A 26,496-nucleotide genomic window follows, 5' to 3' on the forward strand; every position below is an offset into this window, starting at 1 on the left:
GCCGACCAATACCGAACCCTATTAAGATCCGGCACCAGTCTTGGCTCAACCATTACGAACCCTTTACACTATATAGTATGGCTTAAAAAGAGAAGCAAATACGTGGGTATTACTGGAAAAAAGATTGTGTTTCCAGAATTATCGTTCCTTCTGTCACTGACAGGCCGGGACTATTCTTAATTGACACGTAGGTCCTTGGTTGTTATGATTTATGTAATAAAATGAGAGAAGGGCTTATAGATGACAAAACGGTTTGGCTTAGTTGCTTTGAGTACTGTGGTTATCGCCATAGGTCTTTATTTATTCATGGCAGTAGCTTATCCTAACACTGTAAAGGTTGTCACCAAGGAAGAAATCCGTGATAAATTAGAGATTGCCTATCCGCAAATAGAAGGTTTATCTAAGGGCGAAGTACAGATTAAGTTTAACCAAGGGATTCAGGAAGAAGTTGAGGGGTTTGCTGCTAAGCTGAATACACCTGATCACAGTGGCAAGATTAGCTATAAGATAGAATATAACGACCACCACTTGCTTAGTGTAACGCTCAGCGAAATGCTTTACGTTAAACATGCAGCACATCCTATGACCTATTTGAAAGCTTTCACGATAAACACCAAGACAGGCGAATTTTATCAGTTAAAAGATATTTTTAAACAAGGTACAGGGTATAAGGAAAAGATAAACTTAGTGATTGAGCAGCAAATTGCCGAACAAAAGATACCACTGCTTAAGCCTTTTAAAGGTATAAGTGATAACCAGGATTTTTATCTTTCGCAAGATGGACTCGTTGTTTATTATCAGCTTTATGAATATACCCCTTATGTCTACGGCTTTCCCAGGTTTACCATTCCTTACGGACAAATTAGTGATATGATGGCAATAAAATAGTATAGTAAGAACAATTCCTTGCAGCACTAGGATATGATAAGACAAGTGTTCTTCTAATCTGACTTAAAATGCGTTATCGATAAGCGATAACGCATTTTTTACGGAATCAGAAAGTATAACACTTTCTTGATTCCAAGTAAGAACGACTAAGGCTTCTGCCTGCGTCTGAGGACTTGGCCTAAGCCAAGTCTTTTCTTATACGAATAGTAATAATTTAGCAGAATTTTCATAGAATCTAACGAATTAAAGTTTTGGGCGATAAAAACTAAACATGCCTAGTAAGAATACTATCTAATTTGACTATGTGGTGGCTAATAATACATTACTTTCTAGCATTAAAAATCCATATTGTAATGCTTATGACATTTTTAAACCTTTATGGGCAAAGCTTTTCATATAAGAATTACGTGGAAGGATGTAAGAGCTATGAAAAATTATAAAGTGCCACCCAAACAAGGGCTTTATGATCCGCAATTTGAACATGATTCCTGCGGTATGGGATTTGTAGTCAGTATAAAAGGTGAAAAATCAAATGAAATACTCCGTCGTTCTTTAATCGGCCTTACTAATTTAAGCCACAGAGGCGGGGTTGGCAGTGAACCAGACACAGGAGATGGAGCGGGGATCCTCATACAAATTCCCCATGCCTTTATGAAGAAGGTTTGTAAAGATCAAATTGATTTACCTGAATGGGGCGAATATGGAATTGGCACGGTGTTTCTTCCCGTAGATACTGAGCGGCGAATTTACTATGAAGCTTGTCTGGAAGATATCGTTAAAAGTGAAGGACAAGAGCTTTTAGGCTGGCGGGATGTTCCCACAGATCCTTCTAGGCTTGGAAAAACGGCAAAGGATTGTATGCCATGTATTCGGCAAGTTTTTATTGGCCGAGGCAATGAATTGAAGAGTCAACTTGATTTTGAAAGGAAATTGTTCGTTATTCGTAAGATGGGAGAAAAGCTTGCCCAGGAGTCAAGTTCGGTTATGGCTGAAAGTTTCTATATTTCCAGCCTCTCTAGCAGAACGATTGTATATAAAGGGATGCTGAAGGCCGAGCAGCTTGCTCTTTTTTACCCAGATTTAAATGATCCATCTTGCGAGACGGCACTGGCACTCATTCATTCACGTTACAGCACCAATACCTTCCCCAGTTGGGAAAGAGCCCATCCTAACCGCTATATCATCCATAATGGTGAAATTAATACATTACGTGGCAATATTAATCAGATGCATGCCCGTGAAGCCTTATTTCAAACGGAAGTTTTCGGTGAAGATCTTAGTAAAGTGCTGCCAGTCATCAATCCTGATGGCAGTGATTCGGCCATGTTTGACAACTGTGTGGAGTTCTTGATGCTGTCAGGAATGTCCTTGCCTCATGTCATGATGATGATGATTCCAGAACCTTGGTCTAACCATGAAAGCATGGGGGATGAAAAAAAAGCATTTTATGAATTTCACAGTTGTTTAATGGAGGCGTGGGACGGTCCAGCTGCTATGGGATTTACTGATGGTGTGAGAATAGGTGCGGTTCTCGATAGAAATGGACTACGTCCATCACGGTATTATGTTACTAGTGATGGTATGGTGGTACTAGCTTCAGAAGTTGGCGTTTTTGATATTCCTGATGAAAAAATTATAAAAAAAGATAGGTTGTATCCAGGGAAAATGTTGCTTATCGATACAAAGGAAGGCCGAATTGTTAATGACGAGGAGCTAAAACACACTATAGCATCTGCACATCCTTATCGTGAATGGCTTAATCGATACATAGTTCATTTGAATGATTTGCCTGATATCAGATCGGAAAAGATGGAAGACAAGATAAGGCTTGTGCAAAAGCAAAAAGCATTTGGCTATTCCTATGAAGACTTACGTATGATTCTAGTGCCGATGGCCAAGGACGGGGTGGATCCAATTGGTGCTATGGGCAACGATATTCCTCTCTCTGTGCTGTCGGAAAGACCACAACTCCTATATGAATATTTTAAGCAGTTGTTTGCTCAAGTTACGAATCCCCCCATCGATGCATTACGGGAGGCCATTGTGACGTCTACTGAAGTGCTGCTCGGTTCTGAACAGAATCTTTTAGCACAAAAGCCGTTAAGCTGCCGTCGTATAAAACTCTCTTCACCGATACTTGACAACCATGAATTAGAAAAACTGAAAAACATCAATATTCAAGGCTTCAAAGCAATTACTTTATCCACTTTATATCAAGTATCTCAAGAGGATACGGGCCTCGAATTAGCGTTAAAAACGCTGTTCGCAGCAGCAGAAAACGCAGTGGCGGGAGGTGCTAACCTTCTTATTTTATCTGATCGTGGAATCAATAAAGAATACGCAGCTATGCCATCATTGCTTGCAGTAGCAGGTCTTCATCATCATCTGATTCGTGAAGGACTGAGAACGCAGGCAAGTATTATATTGGAATCTGGCGAGCCTCGCGAGGTCCATCATTTTGCCTGCCTGCTTGGTTATGGTGTGTCGGCAATTAATCCTTATATAGCCTTTGAATCTATCACCCAATTGATAAAAGAAGGTTTTATCGAGGACTTAGAGGTAGAAAAAGCGATATCCCAATATAGTAAAGCAAGCACAAAAGGAGTCATTAAGATTTTATCAAAAATGGGGATATCAACAGTACAAAGTTATCAAGGGGCTCAGATTTTTGAAGCCGTCGGTCTTGGGCAAGTTTTTATCGATAAGTATTTTACACGGACAATCTCAAGAATTGGTGGTGTTGGCATCAAAGAAATTGCCCAAGGAATCAAAATGCGTCATGAAGCTGCCTTTGCCAGCAGTCCGCTCCAGGAAGAAGGCCTTGTTAGTGGTGGCAAGTATCAATACCGGAGTCATGAAGAATATCATCTGTATAATCCTGAAACGATACACAAACTTCAGTACGCTTGCCGAACGGGAAACTATGAGAGTTTTAAAGAGTATTCTAAGTTAATTAACGATAATAATCAAAAAAAATGTACGTTAAGAGGTTTGATTGTATTTAAGCCAGGAGCATCATCTGTGCCTCTTAATGAAGTGGAAGGGATTGACTCGATCTGCAAGAGATTTAAGACTGGTGCTATGTCCTTTGGTTCCATTAGCAAGGAAGCTCATGAGGCGGTTGCTATCGCTATGAACCGCATTGGTGGCAAAAGTAATACTGGTGAAGGAGGCGAAGACCCAGTCCGATTTCACCGAGAGCCTAGCGGAGATTTGAAATGCAGCGCGATCAAGCAGGTTGCCTCAGGCAGGTTTGGCGTAACCAGTGAGTATTTAGTTAACGCCGAGGAAATTCAGATCAAGATGGCACAAGGAGCAAAGCCAGGTGAGGGCGGGCAGCTACCTGGCGGGAAAGTGTACCCATGGATCGCCAAGGTACGATATTCAACTCCGGGTGTTGGCTTAATATCTCCGCCACCACACCATGATATCTACTCCATTGAAGACCTTAAGGAATTGATCCATGATTTGAAAAATGTTAATTCTAGGGCACGTATTAGCGTAAAGCTAGTTTCTGAGGCAGGTGTTGGTACGATTGCCGCCGGTGTTGCCAAAGGATTGGCTGATGTCATTCTGATCAGTGGTTACGACGGAGGGACAGGGGCATCACCCCGGACAAGTATCCGCCATGCTGGACTCCCTTGGGAGCTTGGCCTAGCAGAAACACATCAGACCTTGCTGATCAATAATCTGCGCAGCCGTGTTACTTTGGAAACAGATGGTAAGTTAATGACGGGGCGGGATGTAGCGATTGCTGCACTACTCGGGGCTGAAGAATTTGGTTTTGCAACAGCTCCCTTAGTTGCCCTTGGGTGTGTTATGATGCGAGTCTGTCACTTGGATACCTGCCCTGTAGGTGTTGCTACGCAAAATCCAAAGCTAAGAGAAAAGTTTACTGGTGACCCGCAGCATGTAGTGAATTTCATGCTTTTCGTTGCCCAGGAGTTACGTGAAATCATGGCAAAACTTGGTTTTAGAACGTTGAATGAAATGGTTGGGCGCTCTGATCAGCTAGAAATGTCATCGGCTATAGAACACTGGAAAGCCAAGTGCTTAGATTATTCAGCAATTTTTTACCAACCTTCAGTACCCAAGACAGTAGGTCGCTATTATCAGATACCACAAGATCATAGTCTTACTCTATCTCTTGATAATAGGCTTTTACTAAAGCTCTGTGGACCTGCTATTAAGGCTGGCGATAAAATCCAAGCAACTATACCTATACGTAATACTGACCGTGTTGTAGGAACTATCTTGGGTAGTGAAATAACAAGGAGATATGGTCCGGTTGGGTTACCTGATCATACGATCAAATTGCATTTTATCGGCTCTGCTGGACAAAGTTTTGGCGCTTTTATACCCCAAGGCATGACAATGATACTGGAGGGTGATGCCAACGACTATATAGGTAAAGGCCTTTCTGGAGGCAAAATTATCGTATATCCGCCTAAAAACATAAAATTTATCCCGGAAGAAAATATCATCATCGGTAATGTGGCTTTTTACGGTGCTACTAGTGGAGAAGCTTATATAAATGGTGTGGCTGGAGAACGTTTCTGTGTACGTAATAGCGGGATACAGGCCGTCGTAGAAGCAGTAGGGGATCATGGCTGCGAGTACATGACTGGCGGTCGCGTTGTGGTTCTTGGCCCAACAGGTCGGAATTTTGCAGCAGGTATGTCTGGGGGTATTGCATATGTATTCGACGAGAATGGTCGATTTAGTCATATGTGTAATAAAGAAATGGTGGAGCTTGCGTTAGTAGAAAATAGTGGGGAAAGAGCAGAAGTCAAGGCAATGATTCAAAACCATTTTATCTATACTGATAGTAACCGGGCTAAAGAAATATTGGAAGAGTGGGAATTTGTATGGCATAAATTTGTCAAGGTAATCCCGAAAGACTACAAACGTATGTTAGAAGCCATTGAAGAGGCCCATATCGAAGGATTAACAGGCGATGAAGCATTAATGGCTGCCTTTCAAAAAAACCACCGCGACTTTGCCCGCATTGGCGGAAATTGACGGGAGGATGGGATAATGGCAAAGCCGACAGGTTTTATGGAATATACCAGAGAAGTTGCCAAGGAGCGGTCCCCCCGAGAAAGGATTCAAGATTGGAAAGAGTTTCATATTGGGTTAAATGAAGAGAAGCAGCGTATACAAGCCGCTCGCTGTATGGACTGCGGAACGCCCTTTTGTCATTCTGGTGTAATGATTAGCGGTGCGGCATCAGGATGTCCGATCAATAATCTAATCCCTGAGTGGAACGAATTAATCTATAAGGGTTTATGGGAAAAAGCCTTGCAGCGTCTGTTAAAGACCAATAACTTTCCAGAGTTTACAGGGAGAGTTTGCCCAGCGCCTTGCGAAGGTTCCTGCACGCTAGGTATTAACGAGCCTATGATTACCATCAAAGCCAATGAATGTTCTATTATTGACTATGCATATAGAAAAGGATGGATGAAACCTAATACACCTACTATTAGAACAGGGAAAAAGGTGGCAGTGGTTGGTTCTGGTCCTTCAGGACTTGCTTGTGCGGAGCAGCTCAATCAGGTGGGACACTGGGTAACTGTACTAGAGCGTTCTGACCGAATTGGCGGGCTATTGATGTACGGGATACCCAATATGAAACTGGACAAAAAAATTGTTCAACGCCGTATTGATCTCATGGAAGAGGAAGGAATCCTTTTTAGAACAAAAATAGAAGTAGGAAAAACACTTCCTGCCGAAGAGTTATTGACTGATTTTGATGCTGTTGTCTTGTGCATAGGAGCAACTAAGCCACGAGACCTTATTGCAAGTGGGCGTGAAAATAGCGGAGTTTACTTTGCAGTGGATTTTCTTCACGCAAATACCAAAAGCCTGCTGGATTCAAGTATGAAGGTGGTTGGGATCCCGTCAGCCAAGGGGAAGGACGTTATTGTTATCGGAGGCGGAGACACAGGTACTGACTGTGTTGCTACAGCTATACGCCAAGGCTGCACAAGTGTGGTACAGTTTGAAATACTGCCGAAGCCCCCACTGATAAGAGATTCTAACAACCCTTGGCCAGAGTGGCCAAAAGTCTTTAAGACAGATTATGGGCAAGAAGAAGCACAGACGTTATTTGGATCCGATCCGCGGGAATTTTCTATTATGACAAAGAAAATTATCGGCGATGAAACTGGACACATAAGATCCTTACAGACCGTGCAGGTTGAATGGAGAAAAAATGATTTAGGAAAGTTTGTGCCGCTAGAGGTGCAAGGTTCGGAAAAAGATTGGCCTGTTCAGTTGGTGCTGATTGCTATGGGATTTTTAGGACCGGAAGAGGACATTCTAAGAAAACTTGGTGTCGAACAAGGTATGCATAGCAATGTCAAAACCCCAGAAGATAGCTTTGCCACAAATATTAAAGGCGTGTTCTGTGCTGGTGATGCCAGACGAGGGCAAAGTCTCGTCGTATGGGCGATTGATGAAGGGCGTAGGGCAGCTAAGGAATGCGATAAATACCTCATGGGTTATAGCAACTTACCCTAAACAATGATAATTTGTGAATGAATAAGAAGAAGGGACTGCGTTGAAACTAATGTTTCAACGCAGTCCCTTTCTGCTCTCACCTTAGAAGATAATTTCACCAATAATATATTTACCTTATAAAAAACTAGTCTTAAAGTGACAAAAATTGCAGAATAGGAAATATAAGATAAGAAAAAAGCGTAAAAAATACACTATAAATGTAAGGAGGAAGTTATATGCCAAATCTAAAAAATCCTATGGCACCTCAAGAATTACTGGTAGCGGGGGCAGCCTTAAAAATGGGGATTTTCGATGCCTTACGGGATAAGGCTACTAGCCTGGAGGAATTGGCAAGTAACCTGTCTATGGATCATCGAGCTCTTTGGACGGTGATGGAAGCACTTATTTCACTAGGCTATGTAAATCGCAATGGTGAAACTTTAAAAGTGACTATGGAAGCGAATGATTTATTTTTTAATGAAGACAGTGAAAACTATCTGGGTAACTCTTTGATTCACACTTTTAATGTTATTAAGGCCTGGACCCATTTACCTGAGATCTTAAAGTCGGGTCAACCATACAAATATGAACGTGACCAGCAAGATATTAAGGGTTTCATGAGTGCAATGAAGAAAACAGCTAAGGAAATCGCTCAGCAATTAGTAACTATTTCTCTCGATGGCTTGCCAGAAAAAGCGAGGGTTCTTGACTTAGGTGGGGGGCCATTAAACTACGCTAGACCATTCGCCGCCGCTGGAGCTGAAGTTACGGTGCAAGATATACCGGAAGTTTGCGCCATTATGGAACCAACTCTACTCCCTGAGGAAAACATTAAATTTGTGCCAGGTGATTTTACCGAAGAAGTTTTTTCAGGACAGTTTAATCTGATTTTTCTAGGTAACATTTGTCATATCTATGGAGAAGAAGAAAACCTTCTCTTGTTTAAGAGGGTGCATGATTCTTTACAGGAGGGAGGACGTATAACCATTCTAGATTTTGTTAGGGGAGTCAGTCCAAGAGCAGAACTCTTTGGCGTAAATATGCTGGCAAACACCAAGACTGGTGGTACTTGGACCCTGGACCAATACACCGACTGGCTAAAAGCAGCAGGTTTTTCTCAGGTGAAAATGCATGATATTGACGGCAGGCAAATTCTAACCGCCACAAGAGGAGCCTAAAAGGGAAAGATGGTATTACCTTGTAACGGTAATACCATCTTTCAGTTAATTCATTCGAGTGCCTTATTTATAAAGTCTCATTTCTGAAAAGATGATGGTTCCTTTTCCTTCAAGGGGTGAGATATTTAAAGTTTTTACAGGAACCAAGGAAAACGGTTGGTCGGGATCTACACCCGCGGGTTGATAGTCTGTTCTAGTTTTGAAGCTGCTAAACGGGATGGCAACGAGCTTTCCTTTCGTAGAGTCATCGATAAATATGGCTTCATAAGAGACCCCATTAGCATCATATAGCTCCAATCTAATTTTAGCTTTCGTTCCGCCTGCTACCTTAAACTGCAGCCCAGTGAAAGCAGACCAATCTTCTTGGAACTGATCACAGGTCGCACCAAGCCAGCCTTTTGGTTGTAAGAGATATTTTATTGTTAATACTCCATCGGCACCGACTGTTTGTGTTATTGTAGATGCGCCGTCATTAAATGGTTTTTGCTTAGCGAAATAATTGATATAGTTTTTGTCCGCACTACCTTGGCCTTTTACCTCAAATTTTTCCGCAGCAAGGGCAGTAGTGAAAAGACCAACCACAAATAAGAACACTAACGTTATTACCAAAGATTTTTTCATTTTAATCCCCCTAAAATTTATGTTTTTAATTTTAGCGCGCGCGCGCAGCTGGAACTTTAATATCTTCTGGCGTCAAATTGTTATTTGGCGCAGAAAAATAGGCTAGCAGATACACGATAGCTGCTGTAAAATCAATGGCATTTTCATTCGTAGAATAGGATTCACTCACATCAATATAAGTTTTTGCGGGAGGGACGTTGCCCTTTGCAAGCAATTGAGCTTGCACTGGATCACCACCTGGCCAGCTATTGGGTCCGCCAGTTAGCCAACCTGGAATGTAAATTCCAGTACTTACCCGTATTCGATTGTGTACGTTTTGTGTAGGATTGGTGCCAGAACCAGTCAAATAACAAACTCCGTTAGTATTTCTGCCTAAGGCATAATGTACTTGGTCTAGGGCAGCATTTAAATAGGATTTTTTTGGATCAAGTTGATAAGCTAAGACCAGCATACTAGCCTTGCTCATGGCTACTTTATTAGATGCCCAAGTATATTCATTTTTGCCGAGTGAACAACTGTAACCATCGGCTTCAATTTGTTTTAATGTACTATCGGCATAGCTAAGAAACGCTTGTTTAACTTGTATTTTTAGACTTTCGTCTGCAGCAGGATTGGTCACATATGCCCATTGTCCTAAGGCTAATGAATTTGTCCAGCTAAAGGCTTTCGGTTTAATAACAATTACCTTGGAAAAGTTATTCTTTAAATATTCTTCGTATTGCTTATCGCCCGTAGTCTTAAATAATTCAGCGGCGAGCCAAATACGCTCTTCTATATCGCCTGTTAGAGTAAGGTTAGGATACCCTGCATTTACGGCTGCAAGCCATAAATGATGTTCATTTTCAGCTGTTTTTTCGTATGGTCCCGAACCACTATTCTGACCAGGATCAGAACGGAACATAGGCTCAGGATGATTGCTTAAAAAAGCAAATGCTTTTTTGGAAGCATCTAAGAGCTTGGCGGCATATTGAGGATCATATTTTTGATAGATTCGGGATGCCATAGCATTAGTCGCGCCAAACAGAGCTGTATTATATGTTGCAAGCCCATAGACATACTGAGGATATTTTTCATCTTCTGGTCTAGTGTTTAAATCCGACCAATAAGATCCAGAGGTTTTAAGGTAAACAGCGCCATCATGACGCTGCATTTTGAGCAGCCAATCCAGTTCACACTTCATTTCTACCAATACGTCAGGCATATCAGGAGCTGCTTCATCTACGGCAATCCCCTCGGGGAAGAACATCTGTCCTCTTTTAAATTTTTCTGGTTGGGCTTCATAAGCCAATAAAATATTGGCAACAGTAATTCCGCCTGTTGGTACATATTTTCCATAATCACCGGCATCATACCAACCTCCAGTAACATCCACAACGTCACCTTTGGTGCTAATACCATCAGAGAAGAATACTTTAGCAACCTTTGCTTTCTCGTGATCCATGGCATGCTTTAGACCGGTGATAGGATCATTCATTGCAATATTACTCCGTGCTAACGTATAAGTACGCAGTGTATGAACCAGTGGTATGTAATAGATATTATCATTAATTTCAAACTTATAAGAACTGCCTATTCCAGTCACTTTCACTACATAGGTGCCAGGCGTGGTTACTGCTGAAAAATCGGCTTTCCTTACCACATCCCCAGAGGAGATGTCCTTTCGTGGGGCGGATAAAACACCTTTATAAACAATCTCATTCGTATCTGCATTCATGATTTGAAACTCATTGCTGCTTTTAGTTGCTACAACAATAGCAACTTTAGGGTAATCTGGCAAATAGCCTACTTGGTCTACATGAATTTTACCATCTGTAGCGTTACCAGTATCAGCAAATACAGGACATGCTGTGAGTAACACAAAAAGAGTAAAGGTAGCAAAGCCTAACATTTTATAAAAAAATTTTTTCATCCATCTTTTCCCCCATGCTGCATTTCATTCGCAAAAACCTTTTGCAAACTGTAGTATTCCTAACCGCTCCGTAGCAACATCAACATTATTGTTCACCACCTCCGGTAGCAGATGTTTCTGCTCCGCAAATTTTTCGCCAAAATTGTTTTCTTCTCTAGAATGCAATTGCCATGCCATTAACTTACAATCCAGTTACCTACCCCAAAAGCTAGTTTGCGCTGATAATTTCGCTATTTGCATAAAAAACTGCACCAATACACATTTCATTGAAAATCGATACACGAGCCGAAAGAGAGAAATCTACATCGCCGAAACTAGTGGAAGAACCTGCAATTTTTGCCAGAGCTGATAGAATTTTGCAAGATTGAAGAGAAAAAGGATGTTTTAATGATGATGGTAATGATAGTAAGCTCCTAGATATACTTGGCGTAATAAGATAGTAAGGATACAGTGTCAATGAGTGTAGGATACACATTTGCGATTAAGATACATAAGATACGTTTTCATAGCAGTCGTGTGTAGACGATGCTGGGTATTTTAAGTCTAAAGGAATAAATTGCAATGCCTCATCGAGATAAAAGAAAAAAGACTCAAGACGCAGCGAAACACTGCAAATTGAGTCTTAAAATTATCATTAGGTAATTTTGTTGTTTTCCTCCGTGGTTACCTTTTAACAAGAATTTTGGTAACTTCTGCAATATATAAGGTATGATGATCAACATCAGGATACCATTGTTCGTTAAGTTCTTGAGCCACGAAGCACTCAGGTTTATACTCTTGCGCATACAGCTTTTTGCAAAGAATGGCTATATTTGCTTCTTCAAAATATGGAACAGTATCGGTATGAAGAACAGTTAGATTGGAGTTTTTAATTTTGTCTTCATCTCTACCAGACTTTGTTCCTAGATAACTTAATGTTTTTCTAAAGCTTTCATCAAAAAAAGTGAGTGAAAATGTGTCTGATGTATCTATGAATTCTTTCGTGTAGCGTTGGGGACGGATGACAATGTAGGCGACATTTTTTGCCCACATTACACCAAATCCCCCCCAAGATGCAGTCATGGTGTTCAGTTTACCTTCTTTTTCAGCAGTAATGAGCATCCAATCCTTACCAATCAGCTTAAATGGGCTATGATCAAATTCTTCGGGTTTAATTTCACTAAATGTAGTCATAGAAATCTCCTTTACTTTTAAGTTTACTTACAGAATATTTATATGTATATATGATAATATAAATATATAGGGAAATATAGTATGCACTTTTTAGTGCGGTACTATCCATAAGGGTATCATGTTTACAGAATTGAAAAGTGATATTCCAAAAGACAACCAGATGCTGCTTAATGTAAAATAGATTGTAATAGATTTGTCCTACAACGTAAAAGATAGTTACGATTGCTGCTTTTATGTGGCTTGCGGATACGAGCCATACGTACTACGAAACAAATTATAGTTTAGGTTATAGAGGTTAGGAGGAAGTGTATGTTAAATATCGGCTGCCATTTATCCGTATCGAAAGGATATCGGCATATGGGAAAAGAGGCTCTTTCGATTGGGGCGAATACGTTCCAGTTTTTTACTCGCAATCCGCGGGGTAGTAAAGCAAAGAAAATAGATGAACAAGACGTGGCTGCACTGCTACAGTTGTTAAAAGAAAATAAGTTTGCAACGCTTTTGGCACATGCGCCGTATACACTGAACGCCTGCTCTGCTGATCCGGGGCTGCGGGAATTCGCCGGAAAAGTTTTTGCAGAGGATCTCGCTAATTTGGAATATTTACCGGGGAATTTTTACAATTTTCATCCGGGAAGTCATGTGGGACAAGGGGTGGAAGTTGGCATCAATTTCATAGCCGATATGCTCAATGAAATTCTGCGCCCAGAGCAAAATACAAGAGTGTTGCTTGAAACAATGGCAGGTAAGGGCAGCGAAGTTGGCCGCAGTTTTGAAGAGCTCCGTGCCATTCTTGACAAGGTAGAGTTGAGTGACAAAATGGGTGTATGCCTTGATACCTGCCATGTGTTTGACGCAGGATATGACATCGTGAACAACCTTGATGGTGTGCTTGAACAGTTTGACCAAGTGATCGGTCTTGATAAGCTTTATGCCATTCATCTCAATGACAGTCTAAACCAACTGGAAAGCCACAAAGACCGCCATGCCTGTATTGGCACAGGTAACATTGGCTTAGAACCAATTGTTCGTATCATTAATCATCCTCAACTCCGCAATTTGCCCTTCTTCTTAGAAACGCCTAATGAGCTTCCTGGTTATGCCGAGGAAATAAAGCTACTAAGAGAAGCTTATCAAGAATAAGGAGAAGACAATGGAGATTTTTCAGTATGGGCAAAGAGAAATTGAGTACTTAAAAAAGAAAGATAAAAAACTAGCAGAAGCAATTGATCGTATTGGATTTATTACACGCGAAGTGATTCCGGATTTATTTGCTGCACTTGTCAACAGTATTGTTGGCCAGCAGATATCTATGAAAGCTGCCGATACTGTGTGGGCGCGTATGCAGGAACGTTTCTTTGAAATTACACCGGAAAGAATTGCCTTAAAAACAACGGAAGAAGTACAGCAATGTGGTATGACCATGAAAAAGGCGATTTATATCAAAAATATTGCCGATGCCGTACTCAGCGGTGAGTTTAAAATCACGGAACTTTACGAATTACCGGATGATGAAGTATGCAAACGGCTGTCCGCTCTCAACGGTATCGGAGTGTGGACAGCACAAATGCTGATGACGTTTTGTTTGCAACGTCCGAATATTGTAAGTTGGGATGACCTTGCAATTCGGCGCGGCATGACGATACTTTACCACCACAGGAAGCTTGATAAGGCAAAGTTTGAGAAATATAGAAGGCGTTATTCACCTTATGGAACCGTTGCAGCACTCTACCTTTGGGAAATCTCAGTTGGGAAGTAATATCTTACTAAGATTGACTTTCTCCATGCTGTGAAATACAATTTACCTAACAACTGGTCGTTATGGAGGATAGATGTGAGCACTAAAACTAGAGATAAAATAATAAAAGTTGCACTTACTTTATTTGCTAATGATGGATATGATGCAACCAGTATGGAGAAAATTGCGACTGGAGTAGGGATTAAGAAATCATCCCTATACACATTCATAGCTAGTAAAGAAGCACTCTTTTGGGAAATTTATGAAAACGTTGAGGCATCATATCATAACTATATGGCGCAGCTGCTAACAGATTCAGCAAGTATGGCACCCGATAAAAGGCTGTATTATCTCTTCAAACATTATTTACTTGGTAATCAGAATGTTTCTAGAGAACAGGATATAGCGGAGAGGACTTTTTGGATTCGTATTATGTTTTTTCCCCCAGCAGTCATAAAAGATCGGCTGCTAAGTACAGCGTTACAACATGAGAGGGAACTTGGTGAGAAGTATCAAGAAATAATCAGAGAGGGTATTCGTCAAGGAGTATTTCGGAAAGCCCCGGTGGAAGAAATCTTGCTCTCTTACTATAGTCTAAGGCAAGGACTCTATGCTCTTATGAGTGTGTATATGACGGATATGCCGCAAGCGCAAAAACTTGAGCAGATTGAAACGGTTTGGGATAATTATTGGCATGGAATAAAAGTAAGATAGTAGGGAATTTTAAGGCAAGTTGTAAAAGGATTTCGGTAATTACCGGAGTCCTTTTATTGTGCTTAGGGAGCATTACATACGAAAAACTATGGATTTGGTAAAAATCTCAGTGGACTTGACTTTTAATTTTGTATCTAGTAGTATTTAGCTAACGAACGGTCGTTAAGATAAATATCTATTGAAATGCAAAGGAGAAAATCATGAGTAAACCAATTAAAACAAAAGTATCCATCACTGCACAAGGAACTTGCCTTATGCGGGCCATCTCTTACTATGAGAAAGATCCATGTTACAAGAGTGAAGATTTCATTGCTTCAGCCATTCTACCATCATTTCTTACTACAACAGCTAAATACAATTTTTCACGAGCTATCTTAAAAAAAGCCTTTTTTAAAGTTCCTGGTATTTATGAGTATGTCATTTCAAGGACCCACTTTATTGATGGGATATTTAAAGATGAGTTAAGCGGCATAGAACAAGTGTTGATATTAGGAGCCGGATTTGATTCGCGGGCGATACGATTTGAAAAAGAATTAAAAAATAGTAAAGTATTTGAAATTGATGCGGCGCCCACCCAGCAGGCAAAAAGAATTACATTTGCGGAAAGAAACATCGACTTTCCCAAAAATCTGAAGTTTGTTTCATTAGATCTTATCCAGGAAACGTTATTGGACAAATTAGAGGAAGCGGGATTTGAAAAAAATCGGAAATGTCTTTTTTTATTAGAAGGGCTGACATACTATCTTCCTCAAGATACGATTGTTAGTATGTTTAATTTCATAAGCAACTATGCTGCAAAAGGAAGCCAACTAATTTTTGATTATGCATTTGCTTCAACGCTTAACCAAGAAAGCAATTCCGCCAATACGAAAAAACATTACCAAACTCTTGTCAAAGCAGGTGAAAAGCCTGGGTTTGTACTTGAGGGAGAGATAAAGGATTTTTTAGAAAAATATAGTTTTGAAGTAATGGAAGAATTAGATTCGGTTAAATTAGCAAAAAAATATTTTAATACTGATGATTTTCAACCAGCTGCGCAACAATTCAAACTTGTCAGGGCAGTCAAATAGAATTTCTAAGAAGGTGCTTAGACAATATTAATATGCAAAAGGTCGTTTATTGGCATAACTAGTACTCTATACAATAGAGATAAATATGGAATAATCAGGTAAAATAGTATATATTGAAATATATAATTATAATTGCTGGCAGTAAGGGATAACAATAGGAGGAAAGATGAAACTAACAGTTTTAGTCGATAATAATACTATAATTGATAGATATTTTCATGGTGAACCAGGAGTATCTTATTTCATCGAGTGCGATGGCAGAAAATACTTGTTTGATACTGGATATTCCGACATATTTTTGAGGAATGCCATTAAAATGGGTATTAACTTATTAGGGTTAGATGCTGTAGTTATTTCACACGGTCACAATGACCATACTTGGGGACTTGGTGAGTTAGTTAAACTATACACGGAGGCTGCATGTGAAGGGCATGAGTGCAAAAAAACTATGATAATCGCTCATCCAGATGCTTTTTTAGATAAAAATATTGATGGGCTTGATATAGGGTCAATGATGTCTGTAAACCAACTTAAAAAATCATTTTTATTAAAACTAAGTAAAGAGCCTGTGTGGCTCACCAATAAACTTATATTTTTAGGGGAAATCGAAAGAAATAATTCTTTTGAAGCGAAAGTTCCCATTGGCAAAACCCTAAGGAATAATACATTGGAAGATGATTATGTGCTTGATGATTCTGCTCTCGTATATACATCGGAAAAGGGTTTGGTAATCATAACGGGATGCTCCCATGCTGGAGTTTGTAATATTATTGAATATGCTAAAAAGGTGTGTAATGAGGAAAGAGTATATGATGTTATTGGCGGATTTCACCTGCTGAATCCCTCCCAACATAAATTAGAGAATACTGTTGAATATCTTAAAAAATGTCAAACTGCCACTATCCATGCCTGTCATTGCACCGATTTACGTTCAAAAATAAGTTTAGCCCAGGCGATGAATATTGAAGATGTTGGTGTAGGGCTAGAATTGGAGTATAGGTGAGAGGGAAAGCGCAGGGTAACTTCTGGTGGGATAAGCTTAAAAAGAAAGGGGGATTAAAAATGAGTAGCTCAATTAAAATAGGAATAATTGGCGATCTTGATTTGAAACGTCCATCACACCAGGCAACAAATGAAGCATTAAATCATTGTGCAGATTTTTTAGGAATAAATTTAGAACTGCAATGGCTACCTACCGAATCATTAGAAGAAGATGCAGATAAAAGCCTTAGTGAGTTTGATGGGCTTTGGTGTGCACCAGGAAGTCCTTATAAGAGTATGAAGGGAGCTTTAAAAGCAATTCGATTTGCAAGAGTAAAGGATTATCCCTTTATTGGAACATGCGGAGGATTTCAACACGCTGTTATTGAATATGCTCAAAATGAATTAGGATTAAATGATGCACAACATGCAGAATATGATCCCAGTGCTTCAAATTTTTTCATTACTGCTTTATCATGCTCTCTAGTTGGAGAAACACGTAAAATTTTTATAAATAAGAATTCGATGGTTTACAATATCTATATTAAAACAGAAATTGAAGAACGCTATAATTGCAATTTCGGACTTAACCCTAGTTATCAAAAATTAATAGATGAAAGCGGTTTTAAAGTGGTTGGCACAGATGAGCAGGGTGAAGCAAGAATACTTGAGTTACTTCAAAAAAAATTTTTTATTGCTACACTTTTTCAACCACAACTAAGCTCATTGCCTACCAATCCCCATAAACTTATAGTAGAATATTTGAATTGTGCAAAAGAATTTCATATCTTTAAAAGTCTATAGTGCAATTGCAAGTAAAAATAAGATAAAAAACTACTTACAATGTTGAAACGTAAGTAGTTTTTATTGTTTTTTTATTGCGGTTATAATCAAAGAAGAAAAGCCAAGCCGCAAAATTTCAGATGGGTATTATAAAGTATACTAAGACACATTTTAGGTATTATGTATATAAATTGTACGTACTTCCATGTCTTTCTTGGTAAGTGTATAATAATTGCAGATTTATAAATCTAAGGAGGCGTAAATATGAATATGGAAATACACAATTGGCATAAGGAAGCACTTGGCGAAAAGGTAGTAGGGGCTTTCAAAAAAAATGATTTCAACGCAGTATACTTCCCAACTGCTGAGGAGGCAGCTACTTTTATTATGGATCACGTAAAACCTGAAACCAAAGTGGGTTTTGGTGGGTCCATGACAATAAATAATATGGGGATTCAAGATAAGGTAGAGGCTGCGGGTGGTAAGGTTTTGGATCATGGAGCACCGGGGCTTACCTTAGAGGAAAGAATAGCAATTGCAAGAGAAGAAATGCTAAGTGACTTATATTTATGTAGCAGCAATGCAATTACTTTAGATGGTATGCTTGTCAATATAGATGGCATGGGAAATAGAGTAGCAGCAATGAGCTTTGGTCCTAAAAAGGTAATTGTAGTAGCTGGTATTAATAAAATATGTAAAGATGAAAAAGCTGCATTTGAAAGATTAGAAGGCATCGCCGCACCGATGAATAATAAAAGATTGGGCATCCAAAATCCATGCACGAAAACAGGTACCTGTATGAATTGTCAATCTAAAAGCAGAATATGCAGGGTATATTCCGTATTAAGAAAAAAACCAATGGTGACAGATATAACTGTAGTAGTTATTGGAGAAAATGTAGGATATTAGTTTTGTCAGTGGCTTAGGTACAATAAAAATCTGTATCAGAATTTAAATAAAGTAACTCATAATTTTGGTTCAATATAGCCCTTTATTGCATATTGTACAATGAATATGTAATAAAAGGAGCATATAGCATGGACATATTTTGTCGAGAAGTAAAACCCTATGAGTGTCTAAATTTAAGACGCGTCCAGTTTTGGCTCAGAATTATGAAAGAGCATGCATTATTCATGAAGCTTGGATTTGCATGTTCCGATACTGAACTTATTCGCCAAGCAGAAGAATTTTATAATGTTTTTGAAGACCTGGAAAAAAAGTCATGCATGATAAAGTGTGACGAGGAATTCATGGATTTCGTCTGTCGAATTATGGTTGCAGTTAAAAATATTTTCGCTTTTAAACGTCATGTCTTACATCTAATTATCGAATGTGAAATAGGCGGTTATAATTATCCCCTCTTAATCGATCATATTTCCCGTGAGGCTATGTATTTTCTGAAACTTCTTGAAAAGATTAAGGACGGGGATATGAAATGCCCTGTTGACTCAATCGTTAGTGATAATGTTTTTTGGCTCAGACATATGGCGGATCATGCTAGATTTATTGTTGGGCTACTTGATCCATCTGAGCGAGGTTTTGTTGAACAAGCGAATGATTTTGCGGTCAAGTTTGAGCAGTTACAGCTACAAGCCCGTGACCTTGATAGTATGTTATGGCACTTCCGCCCTAATAATGATCTTGTCCGGTTTGAAATGGATGCAACGAATGCGACGATACAAATTCGTGATTTTAAAAAGGCAGCGCGTGATTTAATTTCATGTTGTAAAGTAGTCTCCTTGATTCCGCCGTTACTAGCAGATCATGTTCTACGGGAAGCGGAATACTTTTTAGAAATTCTTGACCTAATCAGAGAAGATCTTCAAAATCTGTGTGAGCAGCCAATTGTTACTTGTGATTATTAAACTCTTATGCGAAGGTAGCTCGACGGGACAAATCCAATACGGAACAACTGCAACCATGATAAAAATTAATATATTGACAAACTCCTGCAAAGTGACTTCGCAGGAGTTTATTATTTATAAAAAGCTATAGTAGAAATATGGATCTTTCAGACAAATTTATATTAATTCTCTTAGTTACTTTGTCTTATATTCAGAGCAGTAAGTTTCTCATATTGTTCTTTGCTTACTACAATTTTGTTGCGTTCCAAAGTGAGGTAGCCTTTTTGTGATAAGCGCTTTACGCAGCGATTGACGGTTTTTGTGCAAAAGCCGATTTCATCAGCAATTTGCTGACGGGTTGATTTCAAAAAAAGTGTGGAATCAACGCTGCGCTTTTGGTAACAAGCAATCAAATGCAAAACAAAGCGGTCAATCGCATCCAAAAATAAAAAGTTGCGGTCAGTTTTAATTTGAGAGAAAAGTTTTTTTGTCACTAATTGACACAGCGTAAATGAGGCATCGGGACTTTGACGCATCCAGTCTAGAAATGTTTCCTTAGACATACAAATGGTCTTGCAAGTAGTTTGGGCTTTTATCGTAACGGCGTAGTGAGAATCACCCGTGATGGCCTCCATCTCACCGATAATATCGAAAGCCGTAAACTCTGTAAAGGAATAGTTGATGCCAGAAGAATATTCAGCTAGAGCTTCCATACGTCCGCTCAGTACTAGATAGACATAGTCACTAGGATCATTCGCTTTCACAAGGATAGAATCTTTTCGTAGTGTCACCCGAGACGAGGCATTGCGTATTGCCTCAGGCATATGTTGTAGCATCTGTCTGACTGGGGCGGAGAGGGTTAATTCATTGAATGAAGTAACATCGTATATTCCAAGCATTTTTAGACCTCCTTTAGGATAAGCAAGATACTTATTTCTTTTCAACAAAATAGACAGGTGTCCTATCTTTACCATTAATTTAATAATAAAATTTTAGTAAACTATAGTTAATTGGAAATAAAATAAGGAGATGGGTGTACGCAAAAGAGAATTTTTGCATAGGCCAATAAGTTGGATAGGAACGTCATGAAATAATTGAGGAGGCTTTGTAATATGAGTGAGCTATATCATATTGGTTTAACTCCAGAACAAGGGGCCCTATATGCCATACTTCCCGGTGATCCGGGCCGTGTAGAAAAAATTGCCCAGTTACTGGAGAATCCCGTATTTGTAAAATCCAACCGAGAATATAAAACCTATGCTGGAACATTGCAGGGGGAGCGAGTGCTGGTGACCTCTACTGGTATCGGCGGTCCTTCAACTGCCATAGCCATAGAAGAATTATATATGGCAGGCGTGAGGACTTTTATCCGAATTGGTACATGTGGCGGTATGCAGCAAGATATTATGAGTGGGGATATAATAATTGCAACTGCCGCGATTCGTATGGAGGGGACTTCAAAAGAATATGCACCAATTGAATACCCGGCAGTTGCTGATTTTGATACTGCTTGTGCGTTAGTTAATGCAGCAAAACAGCTAGGCAATCGCTTTCATACTGGCGTAGTCCAGTGCAAAGACTCATTTTATGGACAACATAGCCCTAGTCGAATGCCGATAGGTGATGAATTACTTTACAAGTGGGAGGCTTGGATTAAAACTGGCTGTCTAGCTTCTGAAATGGAGTCTGCGGCGCTGTATACAGTAGCAAGTGTGCTGCGAGCGCGGGCGGGCTGCGTATTATCGGTAGTTTGGAATCAGGAGCGTGAGAAAGCAGGATTATCTAATCAAGCTGTTCATGATACAACAGCAGCGATCGCCGTTGCAGTAGAAGCTGTAAGTTTGTTGATTATCCAGGATCAGAGAATGAAGGAAGGGCGCTAAATCAAGGGCGCACTTATCCAGGGATTTAGCCGCTCTTAACTCCCACTTATATAAGTGAGCCTTGGATTCGAAAATCCTTAGAGCGAACTTACTTCGAGTTTTACAGACTGTTATAGGATATTACAGGCTGTTAACGAGATGAAGATGGGAGTCTTAGAGAGGTTTAGTCATCGGATAAATCTTTTCATAAAGTAGACATGTGTCCTTTTTTTACAGCATGCTTCATAATAAAATTTAAGTAAATTCTGAAATTTGGAATAATTAGGAGGAGAAAGAAATGAATAAAAAATGCTTACCTCTATTATTACTTTTGATCGTTATGTCCGTCTTTTTTCTAGGGTGTTCTAGCAAGCAAGAGACGAAAGCTCCTGCTTCTGGTAACCTAATGGTTGGCATGGTTACTGATGCTGGCACAATTGATGACAAATCCTTTAATCAAGGGACATGGGAAGGAATTATGAAAGCTGGTACTGATTTTTCTTTTAAGCCTAAGTATCTTCGGCCCAACGGTACAACAGAAGCGGACTATGATAAAGAAATTGCTAATTTACATGACGCAGGCTACAAACTTATCATAACACCTGGATTTAAATTTGAAAATTCAATTTTTACCGCCCAAGACAAATATGCAGATACGAAATTCGTATTGCTCGATGGCGTTCCTCACCCAGGCAGCGACTATTCTAAAACAAAGGTAGGCAACAATACTGTTTCCATCAACTTTGCTGAACATGAGGCCGGTTTTATGGCGGGAGTTGCGGCAGCATTACAAATTAAAAACGGTGAGTTTGGTTTTATTGGCGGCATGGAAATTCCAGCGGTACAGCGTTTTAACTGGGGATTCCAGCAAGGTGTTACTTATGCGAATGCCAACCTAGGGACGAAAATTGGTCTTAAAGCCGAAAATGTTATCTATCAAGGGACTTTCAATGATGTAGCAGCTGGACAGCAGTTGGCTGCACAGATGTATGACAAAGGCGTCAATGTTATCTTCGCTGCAGCTGGCGGAGTCGGTGTAGGTGTCATTAATGAAGCCGTGGCCCGTACCAAAGCAAATCATCCAGTCTGGGTGGTTGGGGTTGACGTAGATCAGTATTCACAGGGCTTCTACGATGAGGGAAAAACTAAATCCGTTATTTTGACCTCTGCTGTGAAATGTATTAATCAAGCTGCCTATGATATGATCAAAGGCTTAAAAGATGGTACATTCCCTGGTGGTCAAACCCTTACTTTTAATGCAAAAAATGATGGAGTAGGTATTCCTGGCAACAATCCGAATTTGAGAGAGGATGTTGTGAGTAAGGTTAAGGAAGTATTTGGAAATCTGAAAGCGGGTAAGATTACGGTAGCAGCAAAAGGCGATGGCCTATTCCGTTAATTAGAATGTGAGAGGCCCTTAAAAAAGGTCCGGAAGTGGAGAGAGCTCAGCTTGTCTATGGGCGGTTCTTCTGTCCGGACCTGTTTTTGTAAGAATCTTAGTAGGGGAGGCAAAGAGATGGAGTATGTCGTAGAAATGCGAGGCATACGCAAAGAATTCGAAGGAATTATAGCCAATGATGAAGTTACGTTAGCTGTTAAACAAGGTGAAATACATGCTCTATTGGGAGAAAATGGTGCAGGAAAATCTACACTGATGAGTATCTTGTTTGGCCTATATCAGCCTGACCGCGGTAATATTTTTGTACGCGGCCAGGAAGTACATATCAATAATCCTAATGTGGCTTATGAACTTGGTATTGGGATGGTCCATCAGCATTTTAAGTTAGTTCATAATTTTACAATTACCGAAAATATTATTTTGGGGCAAGAACCTAACAGATTTGGCGTACTGAATACCGTTTCAGCTGCTAAGCGCATAAAAGATCTGTCGATTCGTTATGGCTTAAATGTGGACCCGGATGCTAAGATTGAGGATGTTTCGGTAGGTATGCAACAACGCGTTGAAATTTTAAAGATGTTATATCGCAATGCTGAGGTACTCATTTTTGATGAGCCAACGGCAGTACTTACACCTCAGGAAATACTTGATCTGATGAAAATTATGAGAAATCTAGTAGTGGAAGGAAAATCAATTATTCTCATAACACATAAGCTGAAAGAAATTAAGGCAGTAGCTGATCGCTGCACAGTAATAAGGCGTGGCCGATATGTTGGAACCGTTGACGTAGCTTCTACTAGTGAAAAAGAAATGGCTGAAATGATGGTAGGCCGCCAAATATCCTTTACTGTGGCAAAAGAAAAGCGAGAGCCTGGAGATGTCTTGTTACAGATAGAGAATCTTACGGTCATGAATAATGCGAAAGCAGCAGCTTTGAAAAATTTTACCCTTGGGGTGCACGCTGGCGAAATTGTGGGTGTCGCAGGGGTCGATGGCAATGGACAAACGGAGTTGGTAGAAGCAATTACAGGTCTTAGAAAAGCTGCCTCCGGATCGATTTTGCTAAATGGTAATGATATAACCAAAATGACAATCAAACAGCGTATTGATGCGGGCCTTGCTCATGTGCCCGAGGATCGGCACAAGCATGGTCTAGTTTTAGATTATAGCCTGGAAGATAACATGGTGTTAGAAATTTATGGACGAGAACCCTTCTCAAAAAATAGCCTCCTCAACCGTAGAGCAATTCGTCAGTATGCAGAGGAGATTATGGGGCATTTTGATGTACGTTCAGCGCAGGGAGCGATAACTAGTGCTCGATCCTTATCGGGTGGGAATCAGCAGAAGGCGATCATCGGCCGTGAAATAAGTTTGAATCCGAAGGTGCTGATTGCAGTACAGCCTACCCGGGGACTGGATGTAGGGTCAATTGAATATATTCATAAACGTCTGGTTGCCCAGCGGGATGCAGGCTATGCAGTCCTTTTGGTATCACTCGAACTAGATGAAATATTGAATCTTTCAGATCGCATCGTGGTTGTCAGTAACGGTGAGCAAATTGGTTTCGTCAGTGCTGCTGAGACAAATGAGTGTAAGATAGGATTGATGATGGCTGGAATCCGAAGGGAGGAGCAGGAGGATGACAAAATTTAATATAAAAATTAATAAAGATGCACTGATCCTGCTTTTAACAATTCTTTTAGGTTTATTAGCTGGTGCTTTATTTATGTTAGCGGCTGGTCATGATCCTTTGCTTGGCTATGAATTTTTGTTTCGGGGCGGTCTAATGAGCTTAGAGCGAATTGGCAATACGCTGGCTACCGCAACACCGCTAATTTTCACTGGTTTGTCAGTTGCTTTTGCGTTTAAAACAGGTCTTTTTAATATTGGTGCAGCGGGACAGATGTTATTTGGTGGTTTTTGTGCTACGGCTATTGGTCTAACACTGGAGCTTCCAAAGCCTATGCTGTTAACTGTTATGGCTATAACTGCTATGGTGTCTGGTGCATTATGGGCAGCACTGCCAGGCTGGTTTAAAGCAAGGTTTAATGTCCATGAAGTGGTTTCGACGATTATGTTTAATTGGATAGCCTACTGGATTGTCTATTATTTTGTACCTTCGTATTTTAAGGGGGCCTTTGAAACTGAGTCACGGAATATTCCAATTGAGGCATCTTTACGTAGTGAAGGGTTATCTCAATTATTCAATGGCTCATATATTAATATTGGCTTATTCTTAGCGGTGGTGGCTGTACTAGTAAGTGCATTCATCTTGCAGCGTACAACACTTGGTTTTGAGCTCAAGGCAGTCGGCTTTAATCGCTATGCGGCAGAATACGCAGGCATCAATGCTAGCCGTAGCATTGTACTTTCTATGATGATTGCTGGAGCATTGGCAGGATTAGGCGGTATGACCCTCTACTCAGGTTACGCAACGAATATTCAGATTGGCGTGCTGCCTTCTCAAGGAATTGATGGCATTGCAGTTTCCTTGCTCGGTGCTAATTCACCCTGGGGAGTCTTAGCAGCCGCCTTGTTTTTTGGAGTATTGTATTCAGGTAAGGGATTTATGAATGCAATGACCAGTATTCCGCCTGAAATTGCCGATACAATAATTGCAACGATCATTTATTTTGCCGCAACCAATGTACTGATTTGCAAGCTTCTTGATAAGATAAAAAGTAAAGATAGAAACAAAGGAGGCAATTAGGTATGTGGATCATTTTTGAACAGATATCACCTTATGCTGTAGCCTATATGATTCCTCTGCTGATTACTGCCTTAGGAGGTTTATATTCCGAGCGTAGTGGTGTTGTAAATATCGGTTTGGAGGGTTTGATGGTTGTTGGTTCCTTCGCAGGTGCACTGACTATTTTTTCACTGCAAGCCACCATGCATAGTGATGCCCTTTGGTTAGGGCTTCTGGTTGCCGCAGCGGCTGGTGCAATTTTTTCCCTGCTCCATGCGTTTGCCAGCGTTAGTTTGAATGCCAATCAAGTTATTAGTGGCACGGCGATTAATATGATCGCAGGATCATTGACTGTATTTATAGCTCGTAATCTGACCGGCAGCGGCAATATACAGGTTGCAAGCTTTACTCGTTTCAATGTACCAGGACTTAGTGAACTGCCCATTATTGGGAAGAGCTTATTTACCAATACCTATGCCACGACATGGCTGGTGCTTGGCATCCTGGTGATTTCCTATTATGTACTCTATAAGACAGTATTTGGTTTGCGTTTGCGTGCTTGCGGCGAGCATCCTCACGCTGCTGATGCAGCTGGTATTAACGTATATCGGATGCGTTATATAGCAGTTGCCATTTCTGGTGCTTTATCTGGGCTTGGTGGTGCAATCATTCTGACGACTTACTCTGGTGAGTTTAATGGAACAGTCTTTGGCCTTGGATTCTTAGCTTTGGCGGCACTAATTTTTGGACAATGGAAACCTTTAGGGATTCTTGGTGCTACACTCTTTTTTGGTTTTGCCAGCACAATAGCTAATGTTGCCCAAGTGAGCCCGGTGCTTGCTCAGATCCCAGGAGTTGCTTTGAAAATTTTCCCATATGTGATTACACTGTTAGTCCTGGTACTCTTTTCTAAATCTTCTCAGCCTCCACGGGCTTCCGGTGAGCCCTTTGAACATGGCAAACGTTAAGTGCCTACAGAATCAAGAAGTCTTTCTTTTGGCAATATATATAACATTAATATACTATATAACCTTTAATAGTTATCGTATATAAAATAAGAGCAACTCCTTAGGTTTAGTTCCTAAGGAGTTGTTTGTTTAATTCTTTAGCTTATGATAATGTATCGGCAGTTAAAAGGCTTACATT

At 40.1% G+C, this 26,496-nt stretch carries 22 protein-coding genes; 17 read left to right on the forward strand and 5 right to left on the reverse strand.

Annotated elements, in window-relative coordinates; all coding sequences use genetic code 11:
• Positions 1 to 240: 240 nt before the first annotated feature.
• The 4 genes from QSJ81_RS03680 (at position 241) to QSJ81_RS03695 (ending at position 8,567) form a co-directional block, all read left to right on the forward strand.
• Positions 241 to 888: a DUF3298 and DUF4163 domain-containing protein gene (locus tag QSJ81_RS03680; protein WP_285716064.1), complete on the forward strand. Its 648-nt coding sequence runs from the start codon at positions 241 to 243 to the stop codon at positions 886 to 888.
• A 426-nt stretch (positions 889 to 1,314) separates the two neighbouring features.
• On the forward strand, positions 1,315 to 5,910 hold the full coding sequence (gene gltB, locus QSJ81_RS03685) for a glutamate synthase large subunit (RefSeq protein ID WP_285716065.1): 4,596 nt from the start codon (positions 1,315 to 1,317) through the stop codon (positions 5,908 to 5,910).
• 15 nt (positions 5,911 to 5,925) lie between these two features.
• The gene (locus tag QSJ81_RS03690) at positions 5,926 to 7,410 is read left to right on the forward strand and encodes a glutamate synthase subunit beta (RefSeq protein ID WP_285716066.1); all 1,485 of its coding nucleotides are present in this window, start codon (positions 5,926 to 5,928) and stop codon (positions 7,408 to 7,410) included.
• A 215-nt stretch (positions 7,411 to 7,625) separates the two neighbouring features.
• Positions 7,626 to 8,567 (forward strand): methyltransferase, encoded by a 942-nt coding sequence (locus QSJ81_RS03695; RefSeq protein ID WP_285716067.1) that lies wholly within the window; start codon positions 7,626 to 7,628, stop codon positions 8,565 to 8,567.
• A gap of 63 nt (positions 8,568 to 8,630) precedes the next feature.
• Here QSJ81_RS03695 and QSJ81_RS03700 read toward each other — a convergent pair whose 3' ends face one another.
• From QSJ81_RS03700 to QSJ81_RS03715, 4 genes are all read right to left on the reverse strand, one after another.
• Positions 8,631 to 9,188, reverse strand: coding sequence for a carbohydrate binding domain-containing protein (locus tag QSJ81_RS03700; protein WP_285716068.1), 558 nt, complete (start codon positions 9,186 to 9,188; stop codon positions 8,631 to 8,633).
• Between the two features lie 31 nt (positions 9,189 to 9,219).
• Positions 9,220 to 11,097 carry a glycoside hydrolase family 9 protein gene (locus QSJ81_RS03705; RefSeq protein ID WP_285716069.1) on the reverse strand — a complete coding sequence of 626 codons (1,878 nt, stop codon included), beginning with the start codon at positions 11,095 to 11,097 and terminating at the stop codon, positions 9,220 to 9,222.
• 24 nt (positions 11,098 to 11,121) lie between these two features.
• Positions 11,122 to 11,274 (reverse strand): hypothetical protein, encoded by a 153-nt coding sequence (locus QSJ81_RS03710; RefSeq protein WP_285716070.1) that lies wholly within the window; start codon positions 11,272 to 11,274, stop codon positions 11,122 to 11,124.
• 486 nt (positions 11,275 to 11,760) lie between these two features.
• Entirely contained in the window at positions 11,761 to 12,270 is a 510-nt protein-coding gene (locus QSJ81_RS03715; protein ID WP_285716071.1) for a flavin reductase family protein, read from the reverse strand.
• A 309-nt stretch (positions 12,271 to 12,579) separates the two neighbouring features.
• Between QSJ81_RS03715 and QSJ81_RS03720 the strand changes: the two genes are divergently transcribed.
• The 8 genes from QSJ81_RS03720 (at position 12,580) to QSJ81_RS03755 (ending at position 19,421) form a co-directional block, all read left to right on the forward strand.
• On the forward strand, positions 12,580 to 13,413 hold the full coding sequence (locus QSJ81_RS03720; protein WP_285716072.1) for a deoxyribonuclease IV: 834 nt from the start codon (positions 12,580 to 12,582) through the stop codon (positions 13,411 to 13,413).
• A gap of 10 nt (positions 13,414 to 13,423) precedes the next feature.
• Positions 13,424 to 14,029 carry a DNA-3-methyladenine glycosylase family protein gene (locus tag QSJ81_RS03725; RefSeq protein WP_285716073.1) on the forward strand — a complete coding sequence of 202 codons (606 nt, stop codon included), beginning with the start codon at positions 13,424 to 13,426 and terminating at the stop codon, positions 14,027 to 14,029.
• Between the two features lie 75 nt (positions 14,030 to 14,104).
• Positions 14,105 to 14,722, forward strand: a complete 618-nt coding sequence (locus QSJ81_RS03730; protein ID WP_285716074.1) for a TetR/AcrR family transcriptional regulator — start codon at positions 14,105 to 14,107, stop codon at positions 14,720 to 14,722.
• Positions 14,723 to 14,922: 200 nt separating this feature from the next.
• Positions 14,923 to 15,792 carry a class I SAM-dependent methyltransferase gene (locus tag QSJ81_RS03735; protein WP_285716075.1) on the forward strand — a complete coding sequence of 290 codons (870 nt, stop codon included), beginning with the start codon at positions 14,923 to 14,925 and terminating at the stop codon, positions 15,790 to 15,792.
• Positions 15,793 to 15,958: 166 nt separating this feature from the next.
• Positions 15,959 to 16,795: an MBL fold metallo-hydrolase gene (locus QSJ81_RS03740; protein ID WP_285716076.1), complete on the forward strand. Its 837-nt coding sequence runs from the start codon at positions 15,959 to 15,961 to the stop codon at positions 16,793 to 16,795.
• 59 nt (positions 16,796 to 16,854) lie between these two features.
• Positions 16,855 to 17,577, forward strand: coding sequence for a CTP synthase C-terminal region-related (seleno)protein (locus tag QSJ81_RS03745; protein WP_285716077.1), 723 nt, complete (start codon positions 16,855 to 16,857; stop codon positions 17,575 to 17,577).
• A gap of 243 nt (positions 17,578 to 17,820) precedes the next feature.
• Entirely contained in the window at positions 17,821 to 18,465 is a 645-nt protein-coding gene (locus tag QSJ81_RS03750) for a lactate utilization protein (protein WP_285716078.1), read from the forward strand.
• Positions 18,466 to 18,593: 128 nt separating this feature from the next.
• Complete coding sequence (locus QSJ81_RS03755; protein WP_285716079.1) at positions 18,594 to 19,421, forward strand: DUF2935 domain-containing protein; 828 nt, start codon at positions 18,594 to 18,596, stop codon at positions 19,419 to 19,421.
• Positions 19,422 to 19,591: 170 nt separating this feature from the next.
• On the opposite strand, the gene QSJ81_RS03760 is transcribed toward QSJ81_RS03755, so the two are convergent.
• Positions 19,592 to 20,299, reverse strand: coding sequence for a Crp/Fnr family transcriptional regulator (locus tag QSJ81_RS03760; protein WP_285716080.1), 708 nt, complete (start codon positions 20,297 to 20,299; stop codon positions 19,592 to 19,594).
• Between the two features lie 213 nt (positions 20,300 to 20,512).
• Between QSJ81_RS03760 and udp the strand changes: the two genes are divergently transcribed.
• The 5 genes from udp (at position 20,513) to QSJ81_RS03785 (ending at position 26,318) form a co-directional block, all read left to right on the forward strand.
• On the forward strand, positions 20,513 to 21,283 hold the full coding sequence (gene udp, locus QSJ81_RS03765; protein ID WP_285716081.1) for a uridine phosphorylase: 771 nt from the start codon (positions 20,513 to 20,515) through the stop codon (positions 21,281 to 21,283).
• Between the two features lie 277 nt (positions 21,284 to 21,560).
• Positions 21,561 to 22,661 (forward strand): BMP family lipoprotein, encoded by a 1,101-nt coding sequence (locus QSJ81_RS03770; protein WP_285716082.1) that lies wholly within the window; start codon positions 21,561 to 21,563, stop codon positions 22,659 to 22,661.
• Between the two features lie 117 nt (positions 22,662 to 22,778).
• A complete protein-coding gene (locus QSJ81_RS03775; protein WP_285716083.1) occupies positions 22,779 to 24,314 on the forward strand; it encodes an ABC transporter ATP-binding protein in 1,536 nt (511 codons plus the stop codon).
• Positions 24,301 to 25,371, forward strand: coding sequence for an ABC transporter permease (locus QSJ81_RS03780; RefSeq protein WP_285716084.1), 1,071 nt, complete (start codon positions 24,301 to 24,303; stop codon positions 25,369 to 25,371). The genes QSJ81_RS03775 and QSJ81_RS03780 overlap by 14 nt, the downstream gene beginning before the upstream one ends.
• A gap of 2 nt (positions 25,372 to 25,373) precedes the next feature.
• Positions 25,374 to 26,318 (forward strand): ABC transporter permease, encoded by a 945-nt coding sequence (locus tag QSJ81_RS03785; RefSeq protein WP_285716085.1) that lies wholly within the window; start codon positions 25,374 to 25,376, stop codon positions 26,316 to 26,318.
• The last annotated feature ends 178 nt before the right edge of the window (positions 26,319 to 26,496 follow it).

The sequence above is a fragment of the Pelosinus sp. IPA-1 genome (assembly GCF_030269905.1).
Lineage (GTDB): Bacteria > Bacillota > Negativicutes > DSM-13327 > DSM-13327 > Pelosinus.

Excerpts from the sequence above, each read along its gene's own strand:
- QSJ81_RS03680 (WP_285716064.1), top strand. The coding sequence starts at position 241 with ATGACAAAACGGTTTGGCTTAGTTGCTTTGAGTACTGTGGTTATCGCC.
- gltB (WP_285716065.1), top strand. The coding sequence starts at position 1,315 with ATGAAAAATTATAAAGTGCCACCCAAACAAGGGCTTTATGATCCGCAA.
- QSJ81_RS03690 (WP_285716066.1), top strand. The coding sequence starts at position 5,926 with ATGGCAAAGCCGACAGGTTTTATGGAATATACCAGAGAAGTTGCCAAG.
- QSJ81_RS03695 (WP_285716067.1), top strand. The coding sequence starts at position 7,626 with ATGCCAAATCTAAAAAATCCTATGGCACCTCAAGAATTACTGGTAGCG.
- QSJ81_RS03700 (WP_285716068.1), bottom strand. The coding sequence starts at position 9,188 with ATGAAAAAATCTTTGGTAATAACGTTAGTGTTCTTATTTGTGGTTGGT.
- QSJ81_RS03705 (WP_285716069.1), bottom strand. The coding sequence starts at position 11,097 with ATGAAAAAATTTTTTTATAAAATGTTAGGCTTTGCTACCTTTACTCTT.
- QSJ81_RS03710 (WP_285716070.1), bottom strand. The coding sequence starts at position 11,274 with ATGGCATGGCAATTGCATTCTAGAGAAGAAAACAATTTTGGCGAAAAA.
- QSJ81_RS03715 (WP_285716071.1), bottom strand. The coding sequence starts at position 12,270 with ATGACTACATTTAGTGAAATTAAACCCGAAGAATTTGATCATAGCCCA.
- QSJ81_RS03720 (WP_285716072.1), top strand. The coding sequence starts at position 12,580 with ATGTTAAATATCGGCTGCCATTTATCCGTATCGAAAGGATATCGGCAT.
- QSJ81_RS03725 (WP_285716073.1), top strand. The coding sequence starts at position 13,424 with ATGGAGATTTTTCAGTATGGGCAAAGAGAAATTGAGTACTTAAAAAAG.
- QSJ81_RS03735 (WP_285716075.1), top strand. The coding sequence starts at position 14,923 with ATGAGTAAACCAATTAAAACAAAAGTATCCATCACTGCACAAGGAACT.
- QSJ81_RS03740 (WP_285716076.1), top strand. The coding sequence starts at position 15,959 with ATGAAACTAACAGTTTTAGTCGATAATAATACTATAATTGATAGATAT.
- QSJ81_RS03745 (WP_285716077.1), top strand. The coding sequence starts at position 16,855 with ATGAGTAGCTCAATTAAAATAGGAATAATTGGCGATCTTGATTTGAAA.
- QSJ81_RS03750 (WP_285716078.1), top strand. The coding sequence starts at position 17,821 with ATGAATATGGAAATACACAATTGGCATAAGGAAGCACTTGGCGAAAAG.
- QSJ81_RS03755 (WP_285716079.1), top strand. The coding sequence starts at position 18,594 with ATGGACATATTTTGTCGAGAAGTAAAACCCTATGAGTGTCTAAATTTA.
- QSJ81_RS03760 (WP_285716080.1), bottom strand. The coding sequence starts at position 20,299 with ATGCTTGGAATATACGATGTTACTTCATTCAATGAATTAACCCTCTCC.
- udp (WP_285716081.1), top strand. The coding sequence starts at position 20,513 with ATGAGTGAGCTATATCATATTGGTTTAACTCCAGAACAAGGGGCCCTA.
- QSJ81_RS03770 (WP_285716082.1), top strand. The coding sequence starts at position 21,561 with ATGAATAAAAAATGCTTACCTCTATTATTACTTTTGATCGTTATGTCC.
- QSJ81_RS03775 (WP_285716083.1), top strand. The coding sequence starts at position 22,779 with ATGGAGTATGTCGTAGAAATGCGAGGCATACGCAAAGAATTCGAAGGA.
- QSJ81_RS03780 (WP_285716084.1), top strand. The coding sequence starts at position 24,301 with ATGACAAAATTTAATATAAAAATTAATAAAGATGCACTGATCCTGCTT.
- QSJ81_RS03785 (WP_285716085.1), top strand. The coding sequence starts at position 25,374 with ATGTGGATCATTTTTGAACAGATATCACCTTATGCTGTAGCCTATATG.